The organism is Methanocorpusculum labreanum Z (genome assembly GCF_000015765.1).
Classification (GTDB): domain Archaea; phylum Halobacteriota; class Methanomicrobia; order Methanomicrobiales; family Methanocorpusculaceae; genus Methanocorpusculum; species Methanocorpusculum labreanum.
Genome location: NC_008942.1, coordinates 861679 through 877087, shown reverse-complemented (window position 1 = coordinate 877087; position 15409 = coordinate 861679). Strand labels below are relative to the sequence as shown.

19 protein-coding genes and 1 tRNA gene are annotated in these 15409 nt (G+C 47.4%); 14 read left to right on the top strand and 6 right to left on the bottom strand.

Going from position 1 to position 15409, the window contains the following annotated elements; all coding sequences use genetic code 11:
• Window positions 1-65: 65 nt before the first annotated feature.
• The 3 genes from MLAB_RS04685 to MLAB_RS04675 all read right to left on the bottom strand — a co-directional run bounded on the left by MLAB_RS04685 (window position 66) and on the right by MLAB_RS04675 (window position 2333).
• Window positions 66-806 (bottom strand): ATP-binding protein, encoded by a 741-nt coding sequence (locus tag MLAB_RS04685; protein ID WP_143702770.1) that lies wholly within the window; start codon window positions 804-806, stop codon window positions 66-68.
• A 523-nt stretch (window positions 807-1329) separates the two neighbouring features.
• Window positions 1330-2028, bottom strand: a complete 699-nt coding sequence (locus MLAB_RS09405) for an AAA family ATPase (protein WP_011833259.1) — start codon at window positions 2026-2028, stop codon at window positions 1330-1332.
• Window positions 2025-2333 carry a hypothetical protein gene (locus MLAB_RS04675; RefSeq protein ID WP_042699430.1) on the bottom strand — a complete coding sequence of 103 codons (309 nt, stop codon included), beginning with the start codon at window positions 2331-2333 and terminating at the stop codon, window positions 2025-2027. The genes MLAB_RS09405 and MLAB_RS04675 overlap by 4 nt, the downstream gene beginning before the upstream one ends.
• Window positions 2334-2492: 159 nt before the next feature.
• Between MLAB_RS04675 and MLAB_RS04670 the strand changes: the two genes are divergently transcribed.
• The 12 genes from MLAB_RS04670 to MLAB_RS04610 all read left to right on the top strand — a co-directional run bounded on the left by MLAB_RS04670 (window position 2493) and on the right by MLAB_RS04610 (window position 12647).
• Window positions 2493-2882, top strand: a complete 390-nt coding sequence (locus MLAB_RS04670) for a nucleotidyltransferase family protein (RefSeq protein WP_011833258.1) — start codon at window positions 2493-2495, stop codon at window positions 2880-2882.
• Window positions 2879-3220, top strand: coding sequence for a HepT-like ribonuclease domain-containing protein (locus MLAB_RS04665; RefSeq protein ID WP_011833257.1), 342 nt, complete (start codon window positions 2879-2881; stop codon window positions 3218-3220). The genes MLAB_RS04670 and MLAB_RS04665 overlap by 4 nt, the downstream gene beginning before the upstream one ends.
• A gap of 799 nt (window positions 3221-4019) precedes the next feature.
• The gene (locus tag MLAB_RS04655) at window positions 4020-4502 is read left to right on the top strand and encodes a hypothetical protein (RefSeq protein ID WP_011833256.1); all 483 of its coding nucleotides are present in this window, start codon (window positions 4020-4022) and stop codon (window positions 4500-4502) included.
• 4 nt (window positions 4503-4506) lie between these two features.
• Window positions 4507-4791 (top strand): hypothetical protein, encoded by a 285-nt coding sequence (locus MLAB_RS04650; protein ID WP_011833255.1) that lies wholly within the window; start codon window positions 4507-4509, stop codon window positions 4789-4791.
• 524 nt (window positions 4792-5315) lie between these two features.
• Window positions 5316-5582, top strand: coding sequence for a hypothetical protein (locus tag MLAB_RS04645; protein WP_011833254.1), 267 nt, complete (start codon window positions 5316-5318; stop codon window positions 5580-5582).
• The gene (locus MLAB_RS04640) at window positions 5579-7306 is read left to right on the top strand and encodes a hypothetical protein (RefSeq protein ID WP_011833253.1); all 1728 of its coding nucleotides are present in this window, start codon (window positions 5579-5581) and stop codon (window positions 7304-7306) included. The genes MLAB_RS04645 and MLAB_RS04640 overlap by 4 nt, the downstream gene beginning before the upstream one ends.
• Entirely contained in the window at window positions 7296-8366 is a 1071-nt protein-coding gene (locus MLAB_RS04635; protein ID WP_011833252.1) for a hypothetical protein, read from the top strand. Before MLAB_RS04640 ends, MLAB_RS04635 begins: the two co-directional genes overlap by 11 nt.
• Window positions 8363-9211: a DUF4350 domain-containing protein gene (locus tag MLAB_RS04630; RefSeq protein ID WP_011833251.1), complete on the top strand. Its 849-nt coding sequence runs from the start codon at window positions 8363-8365 to the stop codon at window positions 9209-9211. The genes MLAB_RS04635 and MLAB_RS04630 overlap by 4 nt, the downstream gene beginning before the upstream one ends.
• Entirely contained in the window at window positions 9208-10173 is a 966-nt protein-coding gene (locus MLAB_RS04625; RefSeq protein ID WP_011833250.1) for an AAA family ATPase, read from the top strand. Before MLAB_RS04630 ends, MLAB_RS04625 begins: the two co-directional genes overlap by 4 nt.
• A 3-nt stretch (window positions 10174-10176) precedes the next feature.
• On the top strand, window positions 10177-11439 hold the full coding sequence (locus MLAB_RS04620; protein WP_011833249.1) for a DUF58 domain-containing protein: 1263 nt from the start codon (window positions 10177-10179) through the stop codon (window positions 11437-11439).
• Window positions 11440-11874: a hypothetical protein gene (locus MLAB_RS04615; RefSeq protein ID WP_011833248.1), complete on the top strand. Its 435-nt coding sequence runs from the start codon at window positions 11440-11442 to the stop codon at window positions 11872-11874. It abuts the gene before it with no gap.
• Window positions 11871-12647 (top strand): hypothetical protein, encoded by a 777-nt coding sequence (locus tag MLAB_RS04610; protein ID WP_011833247.1) that lies wholly within the window; start codon window positions 11871-11873, stop codon window positions 12645-12647. Before MLAB_RS04615 ends, MLAB_RS04610 begins: the two co-directional genes overlap by 4 nt.
• A gap of 141 nt (window positions 12648-12788) precedes the next feature.
• Here the strand turns inward: MLAB_RS04610 and MLAB_RS04605 are convergent.
• Window positions 12789-12860, bottom strand: a tRNA-Arg gene (locus tag MLAB_RS04605).
• A gap of 254 nt (window positions 12861-13114) precedes the next feature.
• Here MLAB_RS04605 and MLAB_RS04600 point away from each other — a divergent pair.
• Window positions 13115-13297 carry a hypothetical protein gene (locus tag MLAB_RS04600; protein ID WP_048062031.1) on the top strand — a complete coding sequence of 61 codons (183 nt, stop codon included), beginning with the start codon at window positions 13115-13117 and terminating at the stop codon, window positions 13295-13297.
• 3 nt (window positions 13298-13300) lie between these two features.
• Entirely contained in the window at window positions 13301-13633 is a 333-nt protein-coding gene (locus MLAB_RS04595; protein ID WP_011833246.1) for a hypothetical protein, read from the top strand.
• A gap of 6 nt (window positions 13634-13639) precedes the next feature.
• Here the strand turns inward: MLAB_RS04595 and MLAB_RS04590 are convergent, their stop codons facing one another.
• Together MLAB_RS04590 and MLAB_RS04585 are read right to left on the bottom strand one after the other, a co-directional pair.
• Entirely contained in the window at window positions 13640-14323 is a 684-nt protein-coding gene (locus MLAB_RS04590) for a small multi-drug export protein (RefSeq protein WP_011833245.1), read from the bottom strand.
• Window positions 14320-15042 carry a small multi-drug export protein gene (locus MLAB_RS04585; protein ID WP_011833244.1) on the bottom strand — a complete coding sequence of 241 codons (723 nt, stop codon included), beginning with the start codon at window positions 15040-15042 and terminating at the stop codon, window positions 14320-14322. The genes MLAB_RS04590 and MLAB_RS04585 overlap by 4 nt, the downstream gene beginning before the upstream one ends.
• Window positions 15043-15409: the final 367 nt, after the last annotated feature.

The window sequence follows — 15409 nt, the reverse complement described above, 5'->3', positions numbered from 1 at the left end:
GTATAGATGATCTTACCGCCAGATAGCAGACTGGCTGCTATTTACGGTGACATTTACCGTGACATTTACCGTGACATGTATTGGTGTTTTTGCCCCGGCATATTGATAAGAATCTCCCAATGACCGGATTTAGCAGAACCAATACGCTGAATAGCACCCTTTTCCTTCAACTCCGCCAATAACCTCTTTGCATGACGTAAAGACACATCAAGATTTTCGGCTATCCTTTCTCCCGTAATGGCAGGATTAACCGCAATAAGTTCCAACACTTTCTCTTCCGAAGGAGATAACATAACACGGGGCTGGATAAAGGAAGATACGGCAGTATCCTGCACAGAATAATTCTTATTTGGCAGCGTAACACGGAAATAGGAAGATTCAGAATAGAATGCCGGTTTAACCTCAAAATCATTGTATCCATCAATTATTCTGCTAAGACCGCTGCCGCGCCTCTCCATTATACGCAGTCGGCCAAACACATCAGAGATGATCATATTTCTCCTCATCGACGGGATCGTGGAAACATCAAGTGCCTGAATTTTGGAACCATCCGGCATTCCTCCCGGAGAAGTAATCTCAACCCGGTCCGGATACATATCAATATGTATTTCTGAACCGATGATCTGATAGTCCCGATGTATAATGGCGTTGATCAGAGCTTCGCGAACTGAAGAATGAGGATAATCTTCATGCTCATCACGCTGCATTTCACTAACGCCCCATGATTTTTTAGAATTATTCTTAATGAACACTTCTGCATTTTCAAGAAGAGAGAGAAGATTCCCCTCATACTCTTTGTCATCCAAAGCATCTTCCCCAACGGTTCCTTTTGTGAGATGTTTCCACCGGGTGCAGAATATGCGTGACTGGCTGACAATATACTGGTCGCAAAGCAATGCTCCGGCATACGTCAGCCGCCCGTCAGATAAAATGAGACCAAATGAAGCCAGGTCACGATCTGTTATTTCAGGTTCATTCAGCCTGTTTTTGAATGTGGCTTTAAGATAGGTGAAACTTACATCAGAGAGTTTCTATGGACTTGGCAGTGCGTCAAAGGTCATATTCTGACCTTTCAATATGAGAGAATTCAAAATATGCTGAGGGGCAGCGATGGATTCATCACCTGAACAGATACTCCCGCCGCGGGCCGACTCGTAAGGCAAAGCCTTGGTCGCAAATCAGAGATTTGCTCCGCTAAGCCCGGTCCTATGGACCGGCCCGCCTCAGCTAAGATCGCCGGCTGCGCCGTCGATCTGCCTCAGCTAAGGGATCTAAGGCCCCGCCTCGTCAGTTCTATCTGTTCAGAGTCTCCGTGAAAAAAATGCTGCTCTACGGATAATGGTCCCGGATAAAAAGATTGGAGATCTCCTCATTTAAGACTAAACAGAATCTCGACTTTTCTTCCAGAGGCTCGACAAGATTCCGGCGGACCCATGAAAACAGCGCCGCATCCATTTTATCTCTGTTCAAAACCATATATTCGCCCCCGATCTTTCCAAAGATCAATCCAGGAGGAGATTTATGATAAGAATTGTCATAGACCAATGCTTCATCCGCCAGATCAAGCATATCCGGCAGCAGCTTCACCGACCGTTCATACCTGCTGCGTATCTTCTCTTCGGGAACACCGTGTCCTCCCTGTGCAGCACGCATCAGTACACGTTCCACATTTATGGCCGGATCGATCGTTGTCACATACACCAGTATAACGAAATACCCCAGTTCCTTTGCTTCTCTAATAACATCCATTCTTCCCGGATGAGAAAAAACCGTCTCCCATTTAATGTTGTGATGCCTGTCCCTCAATGCCTTCGTGCGCCATGCATTTGTCCCGTGCCATGCAGCCAGATCCTTCTCTCTGCCTTCCGGCATAGCTTTAACGACAGGATCCAATTTGGCATAATAGTCCGCATTGATATATAATGCATCATTCGAATCATAAAAGCTGAATGGAGATGCTGCAAAATTCCCGATCACAGTGGATTTGCCCGACCCGTTCGGTCCTGCAAAAATGAAAAAATAGTTCATGAATTGTTCAAATTAAGCACATCAGCAGTTTTTTGCGTCATCTTCATTAAAACTGCATCTATTGTATGATAATCTGTGCTGAAGGTCATATTCTCCTGAGATATCGCTGCACAGATTCCCAAAGACGCTCTGGATAGCTGCGGCTTTGTGATACATATCACCCGCGCTGCGTGTGTATCCGCCAAACCTGCAGATCCGCCTGTATCACCGGTGCCCCGCTTTGGGACTGCATCATGTACTGTCATTTTGAGATTTTTATCCGTGATTTCATATATTCTGCGGGATGCTTTACCTCTTCGTATCATATGCTGCACCTCCTGTTCTATATGTATTCATTAAGATTCAAACTCACATATATCTTTTGCCTGAATTCTGCAGGAGATGCACGTAAAAAAATCGTAGTATCTTTCATCTTTGATCAAACACGTTTGTACATAGTTTATTATTTCCATTAAAAGTATGCCATGCCTGAGGCAGGCAAAACCTCATTACCATCCACCGACAAAGTACCATATACCTGTATCATGTCCGAATACGCAAGCATCAAAAAGGAGGTACTCACGAAATTAGAGGCAAACCTTCCGGAGATACGCGAGCGTTTCGGCATTGAAACGATCGGAATCTTCGGCTCCGTGAGTCGGGAAGAAGACACGCCCGACTCAGATGTAGATGTATTGTATGCATTCAAAACAGGCGGGGTCCCTCTTCGGGAATTTTTCGCCTTCAAACAGTATCTGGAAGATCTGTTTGGAAGAACGGTCGATTTAGTTCCCGTACGATGGCTGGCACCGTCACTTCGCCCCTACATAGAACGCGATATGATACTGTTTGAAGCAAATAAGGCAGAGGCATGAAATCCGAGTATATCTATCTGGACCACATGCTTCAGCGCTGTGAAAAAATACGAAAAATTACCAGTTCGGTCAAAAAAGAGGCATTCTTTCTGGATGAAGACAAATTGGATCTTGTTGTCCATTCTCTGGAGATCATCGGAGAGGCAACCACCCATATTTCCAAGGAGTTCAAAAAAGAACATGATGAAATACCCTGGCAGGAGATCAAGGATTTTCGAAACGTTATGTTCCATCAGTATTTTCGCATAGATCCTGAGGTAGTTTGGACCGTCGCAAATACAGATATTGAAGATCTCTATGTATTCCTGATCAGGATCCTGAATAAAGACGAGATATAAGCTGCCTATGGGCTAATACACTGTCATTTTCGCGAACATCACTGTTGAATAACCAAAAAAACGCATCCTCGCAGTATTGCTTATTATCTCATCTGTCTGGTTTTGACAGCACGATCAAGCTGCATATGCTGGTGAATACGGCTAATGAGATAGTCGGTTATGATGAAGGACTTCTGCTAAGAGCAAAAATACGCAGTATGGAATTTTATGACCTCATACCAAAAATGATATCAATATTTGGTATGATCCTGATTTTGCAAAATTCACCACAGGATTTCTGGAGGATGAAACGATTCTCTTCAGATTACAAAGACACCCCTGACGCGAAGGCTTCGCCCCACTCGTAAGACAAAGCCGGCATGCCCGTTCACCAAATCCGCACGGCAAATATTTGAGCTGCGTAAAAACCGTTAGACAACCCGTACCCGTATAGATGATCTTACCACCAGATAGCAGATTGGCCAATATTTACCGTGACATTTACGGTGACATGTATTATTGTTTTATTGTTTTTGCTCTGGCATATTGGAAACAAATAGCGACCCCGGCAAAAGAGGACATCTCCACCGCGGGCCGACTCGCAACGCAAAGCCTTGGTCGCAAATCAGAGATTTGCTCGCAAGTCTATCGACTTGCTCGGCTGAGGTCGTCTGCTTCGCTTCGCTCGCATCCAACCCGCCCGCTCGCAAACATTCTGTTTGCTCAGCTAAGATCGCCGGCTGCGCCGTCGATCCGCCTCGGCTAAGGGACCTAAAGGTCCCCGCCCCCTAAACAGAGAAACGACCGTATTGACGATTCCATGACAGCAAAACCTATTATCTTCCCCTTCCCATTATCAGATACGATCATGCAGGCGATAGATGGAGACAAAAAACGGACACAGATGCCCGTTTACCCCAAAACAAAACAGCGCATCCTCTCTCGTAAACGTGAACATCAGACCTACGACGATGTGCTTAATATTCTCCTGGATACCGTAGAGATTGGAGACAAAGGAGAAGAGTATGGCGTTATATTTCTCCAATCCGTATTCATTGGCGAAGAGATGAAAAAGCTGAAAAAACCCTTGCCGTTAACATTGAATATTGCAGAAAACGGCTATATCCAACTGGCAAATACAGAATACTCGATCCTTGTTTCATCTCCAAACGTCAAAGAGGCTATTGAAGAAGCGCAACTACAGTTTTCAGATGGATTCGGGTTTTTCAACAACCCTGCTCTAAACCTCTCCCCAGCTGCAAAGGCCCGCGGCGAACGCTTTAAAGATGCCGTGTGGATGTGATCTCATGGCGGTATTGAAGGCAGAGACAGTAAAGAAAGCTATGAAGAAAAAGGGTTTTATCGTGGAAGCCGGCAGGCAGAAGCATCCGCGATATTACTTTGAGGATAATGGGGAAATTGCCGCTGTAAAAACCCACATGAGTCATAATGATCAGGAACTCACTGATTTCCTTCAGGCACAGATGGCAGCTCAGCTTCACATCTCCAAAGCGGATTTCCTTGAGATGATTTCATGGAAAATTGAGCATGAGGGGATTGCAAATATCTACCGCGAAAAGGGATTGCTTTAATCCCTTAACACATAGCGCACATCTGAATCATCATGCGCATCGCATCTCCGGTCCGCGTTCGCAAACCTACGGTTTGCTCAGCTAAGCTCGACGACTGCGTCGTCGACCCGCAGTCGCAAATCAAAGATTTGGTCGCAAGTTTCCTTCGGAAAATTGCTCCGCTAAGATTGCCGGCTGCGCCGTCAATCCGCAGTCGCAAATCAAAGATTTGGTCGCAAGTTTCCTTCGGAAAATTGCTCCGCTAAGATTGCCGGCTGCGCCGTCAATCCGCAGTCGCAAATCAAAGATTTGGTCGCAAGTTTCCTTCGGAAAATTGCTCCGCTAAGATTGCCGGCTGCGCCGTCAATCCGCCTCCGCTGAGGCCGCCCTGTGGGCCGCCCGCCTCAGCTAAGGTCGTCCGCTTCGTGTCCGACCCGCACTCGCAAGTTTTCTTCGAAAACTTGCTCAGCTGAGCTCATCGACGCAGTCGATGAGCCGCAAACCAAAATCTATTACCCTAAATACACCAAATCAATACATTATCTATGGCTCCCGCGAAAACCCAGACCGCAGCACTCATCCTGACAGCATGGATGGGCACAGTAGCCGCGATCATGATCCTCGCACGAACCATCAATATCGAGATCTTTTTTGTACTCTGGCTCATCGGCTTTTTGATAATCACCGAGTTCTTCGTTGTCACCACCCTTCGGCCGAAAAGTGCACGCTGGCAGCGCCTGATTGGGATCGCCGGCGTCGGCATCTTTGCCGTCATCATCATCATGAAAATCGTGGAGATCATCGCAAAATGAGGCAAAACCTCGCTGCAGCTGCCGCAATACTTGCCGTCATCGCTGTAGTAATGCTTGCAGCACTGCTTGCCGGAAGCGGCACGCTTCTCTACGCTGCCGAAGGAAACACCAGCACATCCGATCACACCGACCCCTCGTCGATAGCCGTCATGACCACGGAAGAGGCCGAGACCATTCTGCCGTTGATGGAAGATATCATCGGCCTTTCCTACGACTCGGTTTATCAAATAAGTATTGATGATCCGGAATATGCTGCTCGCTATCTTGCCGCGTATGAAAACTCGGTCAGCCGCCTTGGCACTAACATCGTAAAAATAAGTCTGACCAAAACCGACATCAACACGTACAAAAAGGAAGCTTCATCTCTCGACACCTCCATCCAGATCATCCTGAATGATGTAGTGCGTCTCGAAGAGATCGACGAGTTAAAAAAACAATACGCTGCCGAAGGAAATATTCTCGGATCATTCAGTCTTGAAGCAGAATCACTCCTCATCCGAAACGAACTCGCCCTGACGGCAATGAACTACGCCGATTCTGCTGACATCATGGCACAGATCGCCGCATATTATGGATTAGACGTGAGTCAGCTGCAGGATTCAGTATTACTGATAAATCAGATCATTACTGATGCCACCTCGGGGAAAATCACCATAACAACGGATTCATCGGGTAAACTCATCATCAAAGATACGTCCGGTTCAAGTATCAATACTGACACATCAGGCTTGATCACCCTTACAGTCTACCCGGTCAAAGGATACTACGGGGATAAAATCCTCGTCTCAGGTATCGCGAGTAACACAGGTTCAATATTATCAATTTATTGGGATACGAATCTCTGGGGTACTGTAGCAAAAGATACTGAAGGGGTCTTTGCAAAGAGCATGACGATCGGCCGGATATCCGAAGGAATCCATGCAGTCACCGTCCAGTCCGAAGGCATCACTTCAAAGCCGGTTTACATCACTATCCTTTCGAAGCCTTCGGTCGTTACGATTCTCAAAGATGAACAGGAAAACGGAGAGCTCCACCGAAAACTGACTCTCTACGGTTCTCTACGGACCGAAGACGATATCCCGGTCGTCGGAGCGCCTGTTACCGTCTACTCTGAGGATCACATCAACATCGGTACAGGTATCACCAATGCAAACGGTATTTGGAACGTTTCTGCTGAACTCATTGATGGGGGTTATGCTTTCTACGCGGTCTTCGATGATCCCTCGTTTCCGCTCGAAGGAAACACGAGCGAGCTGTATCCTGTCACGATCCTTAATCCAACCATTTACTACATTATTTTGGCTATTATCGGCGGCGTGCTGATCATCCTGATAGTTCGCTTTGCCGTAAGAAGAAAACCATCTCAAAAGCAAACCGGTAAGGCAGGAATTATCCCGCAGCAAATCATCGCATCTGAGCCTGCGATTATCAAAGTGATCAAAGAAATATTCAAAAATGAAAAAGATGCAGACGATCTGGACGAACTCCGCCGGATCTATACAACAACTGTTGTTTTTCTCGCATCAGTCGAACGTATCCAAAACATCGCTGTTCTGACCCCGAGGGAAATTCTGAAGGGCATAACCGTATCCACAGAATATATACGGGACTTTATGTCTACATATGAGTATCTGCATTACGCAAATGTGATTGTGACACGTGAACAAATGAAGAGAATGGAAACTCTTTCCAAACTGATAATTGAGGGTTATAATGAAACATAATATTCTGACACTTCTTCTGGTGATCTTCCTCATAGCCGGAGGATCCTGCGGTTTTGCGGCTGCTGATGAGACGTATGACAACATCACATATCCTGCTGCCGATGAGGTGCTCGTGGAAGGTAATACCTCAGGTACCTATGCCGGGATCATAGCAGGACTTTCAGCAGTTTCGGTATCTTTGAATAATTCGGCATCATCATTGATTGCGACCCCGGTGGATACGGGCAATATCAGTTTAGATCTTCAGATGCAGATTACGGAACTGCAGGTACTGCTTACGGAGATGAATGCCACATCTGTACCTTTAGAGAACCAAAATGAACTTGAAACAATCATTCTTAACGTAGAAAATGCGTCAGAATCATTGTCTAGAGATTCACCGGATTTTATCCAGATCTCTGCCGACTTACAGAACGCCTCATCTGCAATTGACGGAGTAAGTGCGCAGATCGCAGCTCTTCAGACGGAGCAAAGTGTCACACCCACTGAATCACTGCAGGTAGAACCAACCGACACGCCGATGCAAAATGGATCCGTACCAGAAAGTCCTGATTATGATCTGGTAACTATATCATGGATTTCTGCAGGAGTTGCCATACTGCTTATCGTTGTCGGCCTCGTTATATGGATAAAAAAACGGGCAAAGCGTGGTAAAATGGAGAATACCACTAAGATTCCAACGAGTGATGAAGCACCATTATTCACTACGGCAGATGATGGACCAGAACAAAATGAATCTTGGGAAACTCATGATATAGAAGATAATATGAGAGAATCCAACGGAGAAACAGATACAGAAAAAGACCTGGAAAATACTCCGGTCAACCTGAGCCACGCCGAACAATTTAAACTCATAGCAGCATCGATCGCAGAAAGTCATGGGATTATGAAAAGTGATGCGCTCACCCCGCGTGATCTCTTGAAAATCACAGAAGGAACACCGCTCGTGAAAGAGTATGTGGAACTCTACGAACGTGTCAGATACTCAAAACATGCCAGTGTTTCCGATATCATCAGACTCAAAGAACTTGCTAAAATACTTCTGGAACAAAACGCATGAGAAAACGAGTCATCATAGCCATCCTCCTAATCATCATCGTCGGACTAATAGCGACCGCACAGTTTGCCACGACCGATGAGGAATACAGCCGGTACAACATCAACTGGAACGGCACCTCCGATTTTTTCGGAATGGCAGCCGATAAACAGTGTGTTTACAGCTATGATGATCTCCGCTCCGCGGAGTCGGGCAGCACACTCCTGATCATCGCACCCGGAACCGAGTTTACGGGCCTTGCCGACTACCTGTATCAGGGCAACACGGTCATAATCGCCGACCAGAGCGGGAATGCAAACATATTTCTTGAAGAGGTTGGCAGTTCTATTCGTGTCCATAATGAACCGGTCAGATCCACCAGCATGGAGTATAAGGACATGGGCATATTCCGAGGGACGGTCGAGGGAGATCTTTTCGGATCCAATGTCACGACCCTCACGTTCAACTACCCGGGGTATGTCACTGGGGGCGATGTCATCGCTTCCACCTCCTATCTCTCATGGATAGACACAAACGGAAACAATATCCCGGACAGCAATGAAACACTGAAAGTTTATTCACTTATCGCATCAGAAAATATAGGTAATGGGCGTGTAGTCGTCATTGCCGACCCTTCGGTTTTTATCAACAGTATGCTTGTGCGTACTCATACCGAAAATATGCAGGTCATCGATGCTCTCATAAATGAAGACATAATAATTGACCAAACCAACTCAGCGACGACTGATGGTGGTGGACTATGTCCTCTCCTTCAGATAATGCACAGATATCCCTCCATCGGCACTGCCCTGCTTACCATCATTTTAATTCTTGCAGCCATAATCGGCATACGGAGAATCCGCCAATGACAGAACAGCAAAACATCGATAAAGTACATATATTTCACGAACAACTGAAAGAACAACTGCATAAATTCATCGTTGGCTATGATAATCTTCTGGATCTCCTGTCCATTACATTGTTGACGGACGGCGCACTACTCATGGAAGGGATTCCGGGGACCGCAAAGACCACAATATGTAAAATATTTGCGCAGAATATCGGAGGAAAATTCGGCCGTCTGCAGGGGGCTGTGGATGTCCTTCCGATGGATGTCATAGGGGTTCAGAAATATCTTCAAAGCCAGGGTGATTTCAGCTTTGAAAAAGGTCCGATCTTCTCCAATGTGTTTCTCGTGGACGAGATCAACCGAATGACACCAAAGGCGCAGGGTGCGTTGCTCGAAGCACTAGCCGAGCGTCAGGTCACTGTCGATAATCTCACCTTCCCTCTCCCCTACCCGTTCGTGGTCATTGCGACGCAGAACCCGTACGAAATGGAAGGGACGTTCAATCTTATCGAATCGCAGAAGGACCGCTTTACTCTCAGCTATCAGATCCAGTATCTTAATGTAGGCGATGAAGTCTCCATTCTCCGAAAAGGCATCGACCGCGGGTTGTATATGGATACCTTAGAGCAGAGCTGTGAAGCAATAACGACTCTGACAGATATTCTTACCATGCAGGAAACGGTTAAAAACGTTTATGCAAGCGACGATATCCTTGCCTATATCGGTGATTTGATTATGGCAACCAGGCTCCATAACGACGTGAAACTTGGTATCAGCACCCGTGGTTCCCTTAGTCTTCTGCGAAGCGCAATGGCATATGCGGCGATTCACGGTCGTGATTATGTGATACCCGATGATGTTAAATTTCTGGCAATCTATTGCTTCAATCACCGTCTGATCCTCAAACGCGAAGCGGTTCTTGGCGGCATCACAATTCAGCGGGTTATCTCAGATATTCTGGAAAGTGTTCCGGTGAGATAATCCATGCATCCGACCCCGCTGACCAGTACTCTATTACTGTTTACTCTTTTTTGTTTTGGGTATGCCTGGCTGATGAATTCATCGGAAGCAGTAGGTGCGGGTCTTGGAATTCTGGTCGTTCTGGTAATTCAGGCAGGCATTTTCCACGCAAAACTGCGTACCCTTGTTCTCTCTCTTAATGTAACCCGTGATGTCGACAAGCAGATTCTTCATCAGAATTCGATTGTTAACATAACATCGTCGATTACTGTTGTAATTAAACAATTGACGGCTTCATTCGAAGACGTTCCCCCGACAGGTTCTGTTCTGATTTCAGGCTCGACAAAGTTCATCGAAGGAAGAGCGACATATGCAGTGAGAATACCGGTCATCGGTGATTCGTATTTTAGAGGGATACAGATTACATGCAGCGACATGTTTTTCGCCCGTACACTTCTGTTTGCCCGAAACGCCGGGCTTCCTAAGTTCACTATGTACCCAACCGGGATCTCGCAAACATACACGATCATTGGGCATGGGGCAGGATGGGGAGCTAAAGAATATGACAGACACGCACTTCTCCAGGGTTTTGATATTAGATCTCTGCGCCCCTACTCGGATGGGGATAACATCAGAGATATCGACTGGAAGCTCTCAAGTAAGCACAGAGATCTCTATGTTCGCCTGAAATCGGATGCATCCGGCGGTCTGCCTGCATTAATTGCAGATATTCCCCCGCTCGGTGCCTCAAAAGAAACATGTATTCATTTTGCCGAGACGGTCATCGGTGCTTTGGAGGGAATTAAAATCGGAGATGATTTTCCGGTTATTTTCTTCTCCGGCGCCATGTATTTGGGAATAACCCGCTCAGGTCTCACCCATGAAATCAATGCCATGCTCAAACGTGCCGGCAGTATCCGTCCTACGGACTATGTATTTCGACTCAGTCATCCGTATGCATTGATGGAAACAGATAAACCTGGTAAGATCATGACTGATTTTGAACAACGCATTTCCGATTTGGAGCAGCAGTATGCCGGACGTTATCCTACTGATTTTGAAAATGTCGTGAAAAACATCGTGATGGATATGGAAAATGAGACACACGTCACTTTTGTCACCACAGCGCACGGAGATCTGAGTCATCTGACATATTTTATTTCGGAAACAAAGATGAAAAATCGTCATGTAACGGTGTTTGTTGTAGGGGTTGCCGGAACTTCTCGCGAAGAAGAAGTGCGTAATGCCCTAACCCGTGCCGGGGCAAATGATCTGGAGATGGTCTGAATGAATAAAATAGTATTCTCGATACTAATGGCGATCGTTGCAGTTATTGGTGCTGCAAATGATCAGAGGATCATCGCCGTGATCCTGGCAGCGGCGTTCCTCATCTGCACGCTGATCAAAATATCTCCCGAACGAAAGATCCTGTTTATGACGGCGACGGGCTTCCCGCTCGTGCTCACATCCGGGTATGTACTGGTGACAGGTCTTCTGATCTTTTTCCTGATTCTGGCAATTACTGCATGCACTGAAACACCGATGAGGCTGAACATAATCCTCATAAGTCTTCTTGCGGGTGCTGCCGGATGCATATTCGCTCTGCAGATATCGGTAGTTCTCCCGGTGCTCGCGTCAGGAATCTTCGTTATTGTTGTCATCTATATCCTGTTTATCAGAGAATACCGTCTGAAAAAAGAAGTCAAGGGAGCTAACAAATGAAACTCAAATCAACACTTATAACCTCGGCATACTTCGCACCGATTGTATTGTTTCTTGCTGCAATACTGACCTTTACCGCATATATCTTCACGAACCGCGGCGACATGACCAGCGCGCTTCTGCTTCTCGCCGGATTCATGCTTCTCATCACCGGCGTCCTTATGCTGACCCTCGCCGACCGCCGCCCTCTCCCGGTAAAACTCACCGAGATGCTGCCGGTCACGCCAACACTCAACCTTGCAACGATCCTCGCAGATCTCGGGGTCACAAGCAACAGTGTCTACCGGACCCTCCCATCAGGCGAGCATGTTCAAGTCAACCCCGTTACCGGAGGGACGATCCCGGAAATGCCGAAGGATATGACGTTCGTCTCGGTAAATGACTGGTATGGTATCCAGTATCGGGCAACGGGCGAAGCCCTGCTCAGCCAGTTAAAATGCGAGGATAAACTTGTTGTCCCGACCGGAAGTATTTCCCAGCTTGGAACCTGCATCTCGGAGGTTCTAAACGATACCCTCTCGCTTGCCGATAAGGTCACCACAGCAACGACCGACAAATCAGTGATAATAACTCTTGAAGAATTTACGATGAAGAAGACCTGTCTTTCTTTGCAGTCAGCCTCCCCGAAATGCTGCACCATGGTTGGCTGCCCTGTCTGTTCCCTTATGGGTGCGATCCTGGCAGAAGGATCAAACCGCGACGTGGAAAGCACGAGCGCAGTCCTTGAAGGCTCCACCCTTACTGTCTCCTTTGCACTGCTCCCGGCAAAGTGAGCAGAGCAAACGAAAATATTTATACTTTTTTTAGCGTTTTCCAGAATCTAAATGAAATCCGTCGGCAAAAGCTGACGAGTCATTGTAACAGATAAAAAACAAAAAAATGGACGCTGCCGATCTCAAACAGATCGGCTGATACGTCCCGGCGGGGACTTGAACCCCGGTCAAAAGCTCCGCAGGCTTCTAGGATATCCTCTACCCTACCGGGACCTGTGCTTTACACACTAAGTGCTCTACTACATAGCCTTTCGAACGATATAAAGCCACCGTTTTCATCGGCTGGAAACCACGCCTTTCAAAGAGTTTTCCTGCCGTTGTGTGCCTGAGATGCCTGCCATACCTGCAAATACTCTCTGCAGACGGCGGGGAGCGCAGATGCCGGACATATCCTAAAATCAGTGCGACCAACGCTTTCACAAAAAATCCCGTTCTTTTCATATGGAAGAAGGAACATATGAGTATCCATGACACAGGAAAATACAACGGTCAACCACCCAAGACTCATCTGCACGGCAGTGGGTCTTGCAATGGGAATTGCGGTGCTCGTCTTGTCTCTCATGCACAAAATCCAGCCTGAATCCGCGATCATTATGCTCTCCATCGGGGTCACCATGTATGGTGCAGCGCTCCTCCTCTTCAATAAATAGATCATGAAACCGCTCATTCCGGCTCTTGCCGGCACAATCGTCTTCCTGCTCCTCATATACTACCTCCTGCCTCCTCTGTTTCTTCAGACAGACGGCCCGGTCTGGTTTCTGCTCCTCGTCATAAACCCGCTTGCCTGTCTCATTTCAGGCATCGTGTTCGGTCTTGTCTGCGGCATCCAGAAGACCGCTATCCTTCACCCCCTCATATCGGCTTTAGCCTTCGTCCCGACCCTGTTTATTTATTATAATGACTCGGCGCTGGTTTACCTGGCCTTCTACATCATAACCTCGGTTATGGGTGTTGCACTCGGCTGGATCGTCTATCTGAAAAGATAGTCCGGTTCACTCTTTTTTTGGAAACCTGCGTGCAGTAAATTTTTTCCAGCCGAAATAAATCAGAGCACCGCAGGCGATCACTCCAGCTACCGCTCCGATTGCATACAGCGGGTGAACGAACCAGAGATTAATGATCGCAGATGCGCCAAATGCCATCGTCAGGGTCGCAAGGATGCTTCCAACAAGCACGATCGGCAGGATGATCTTTGGATGGATCGAAAGCAGTCTTCCGATGATCGAGGTGTCGATCGCACTCGACCCCATGAAAGGAACATACATGAAAATAAGCAGACCTCCAACGGAAAGACCTTTGATCCATGGTTTTCTCTGCAGGAGATTATTTGTTTTTCCGGTAAAAAACATCAGAACCTGACCAAGGATCGGTATCTTCAGCAACAGATCGAAGTTAAACGAGATCAACACCGCAAGCGTCATGTCGATTATGACGATACCTGCAAGCACCACCCACCAGGGAAAACCAAATCCCATCATCACCGGGACGACACTTTCTTTTCCTGCTCCCGGTGCCATGTAGAGTGCAAACAAGGAGACGCCGAGAATGAACTGATCGGTCGGCAGATACGCAAAAAGCCAGATGATGAAAACAGCAAGAAGCCCGAACATCCCAAAGGTCATCGCCAGCCGTATCTTCAGCGAAGGGGTGTAATATGGAGGGATCTCTTCGTTCATACCCCCTCCGAGCGATAAAACCTCTTCGTGAATCTGCTCCAGAAGTATGCAATCACCAAAATCGCCGCTAAAATGGCGAGTGCGGCGGCAACACCCAGAAGCGGGTTAATGTACCATAACTGGATCACCGAGGATGCCCCAATTGCGACCGTCAGCGTGGAAAGAATACTCCCGATAACGACCAGCCCCAGACTTACTGCCGGTTTGTAACCAAGCAGCCGGCCAAGAACCGAACAGGTGATCGAGCCGGATCCCTGCAGCGGGATATACATGAAGAGCAACAGGCCGGCGCTTGAAAGCTGTTCAATCCATGGTTTGGAAACCCGCACCTTGTCGGCAGTCCGCATGACCCACCGGATCCATCTGCCGATAAGCGGGACTTTGAGCAGCAGGTCGAAGTTTAATGAGACGAAGGTTGCCGTAACGATGTCCATCCCGACAACGCCAAGGAAGATGACCCATATCGGATAGCCAAGCCCGAGTGCCAGAGGGACGATCGTTTCTTTCCCAAACGGCGGGACAAGATACGCCCCCATGAGACCGACAAGGGCGAGATACTCGGTGCTTGGCGGCAGAGTAAATACGCCCGTCGGCGGGGGATAGACGAACCAGAAAACAACGAGCAGAACAAGATAGACCAGAATAGGGACGACCAGATAGAAGATGCGCTTCAGGATACGGTATAGTAGCGCCGTTCCGGTTTCCCCATCTGGATTCATGCCTATGTGTTTGTGCGGGAATGATAAAGAGTTGGCGGGTGCCCTTGTGGAGAGGAAGGCAGTCGCCGGTAAAAACCAGCAGGAATCACCGATCGTTTGTAACAGAATGCGGTGGGCAGGAGATAATTTTGTTGATTCAACCTGAATTTAACAGTAAGTGGAAATACCACATAACGAGTACCCCTGAGCATTTTTCAAAGGCCTTGATAAACGCTCTCGTTTCTAATTATGGGGTGCGGGAGGGAACTGCGAGATGGACACTGAAAGCGGCCGATCTTAGCAGAGCAAGTCGATAGACTTGCGACACGGCGTGGAGCCCGACGCGGTGGTGATATCCTATCTGCTATGGCCCTATATGTGAGCCCTG

Excerpts from the sequence above, each read along its gene's own strand:
- MLAB_RS04655 (WP_011833256.1), top strand. The coding sequence starts at position 4,020 with ATGACAGCAAAACCTATTATCTTCCCCTTCCCATTATCAGATACGATC.
- MLAB_RS04650 (WP_011833255.1), top strand. The coding sequence starts at position 4,507 with ATGGCGGTATTGAAGGCAGAGACAGTAAAGAAAGCTATGAAGAAAAAG.
- MLAB_RS04630 (WP_011833251.1), top strand. The coding sequence starts at position 8,363 with ATGAGAAAACGAGTCATCATAGCCATCCTCCTAATCATCATCGTCGGA.
- MLAB_RS04620 (WP_011833249.1), top strand. The coding sequence starts at position 10,177 with ATGCATCCGACCCCGCTGACCAGTACTCTATTACTGTTTACTCTTTTT.
- MLAB_RS04600 (WP_048062031.1), top strand. The coding sequence starts at position 13,115 with ATGACACAGGAAAATACAACGGTCAACCACCCAAGACTCATCTGCACG.
- MLAB_RS04625 (WP_011833250.1), top strand. The coding sequence starts at position 9,208 with ATGACAGAACAGCAAAACATCGATAAAGTACATATATTTCACGAACAA.
- MLAB_RS04675 (WP_042699430.1), bottom strand. The coding sequence starts at position 2,333 with ATGATACGAAGAGGTAAAGCATCCCGCAGAATATATGAAATCACGGAT.
- MLAB_RS04645 (WP_011833254.1), top strand. The coding sequence starts at position 5,316 with ATGGCTCCCGCGAAAACCCAGACCGCAGCACTCATCCTGACAGCATGG.
- MLAB_RS04670 (WP_011833258.1), top strand. The coding sequence starts at position 2,493 with ATGCCTGAGGCAGGCAAAACCTCATTACCATCCACCGACAAAGTACCA.
- MLAB_RS04595 (WP_011833246.1), top strand. The coding sequence starts at position 13,301 with ATGAAACCGCTCATTCCGGCTCTTGCCGGCACAATCGTCTTCCTGCTC.
- MLAB_RS04665 (WP_011833257.1), top strand. The coding sequence starts at position 2,879 with ATGAAATCCGAGTATATCTATCTGGACCACATGCTTCAGCGCTGTGAA.
- MLAB_RS04640 (WP_011833253.1), top strand. The coding sequence starts at position 5,579 with ATGAGGCAAAACCTCGCTGCAGCTGCCGCAATACTTGCCGTCATCGCT.
- MLAB_RS04635 (WP_011833252.1), top strand. The coding sequence starts at position 7,296 with ATGAAACATAATATTCTGACACTTCTTCTGGTGATCTTCCTCATAGCC.
- MLAB_RS04585 (WP_011833244.1), bottom strand. The coding sequence starts at position 15,042 with ATGAATCCAGATGGGGAAACCGGAACGGCGCTACTATACCGTATCCTG.
- MLAB_RS09405 (WP_011833259.1), bottom strand. The coding sequence starts at position 2,028 with ATGAACTATTTTTTCATTTTTGCAGGACCGAACGGGTCGGGCAAATCC.
- MLAB_RS04610 (WP_011833247.1), top strand. The coding sequence starts at position 11,871 with ATGAAACTCAAATCAACACTTATAACCTCGGCATACTTCGCACCGATT.
- MLAB_RS04590 (WP_011833245.1), bottom strand. The coding sequence starts at position 14,323 with ATGAACGAAGAGATCCCTCCATATTACACCCCTTCGCTGAAGATACGG.
- MLAB_RS04615 (WP_011833248.1), top strand. The coding sequence starts at position 11,440 with ATGAATAAAATAGTATTCTCGATACTAATGGCGATCGTTGCAGTTATT.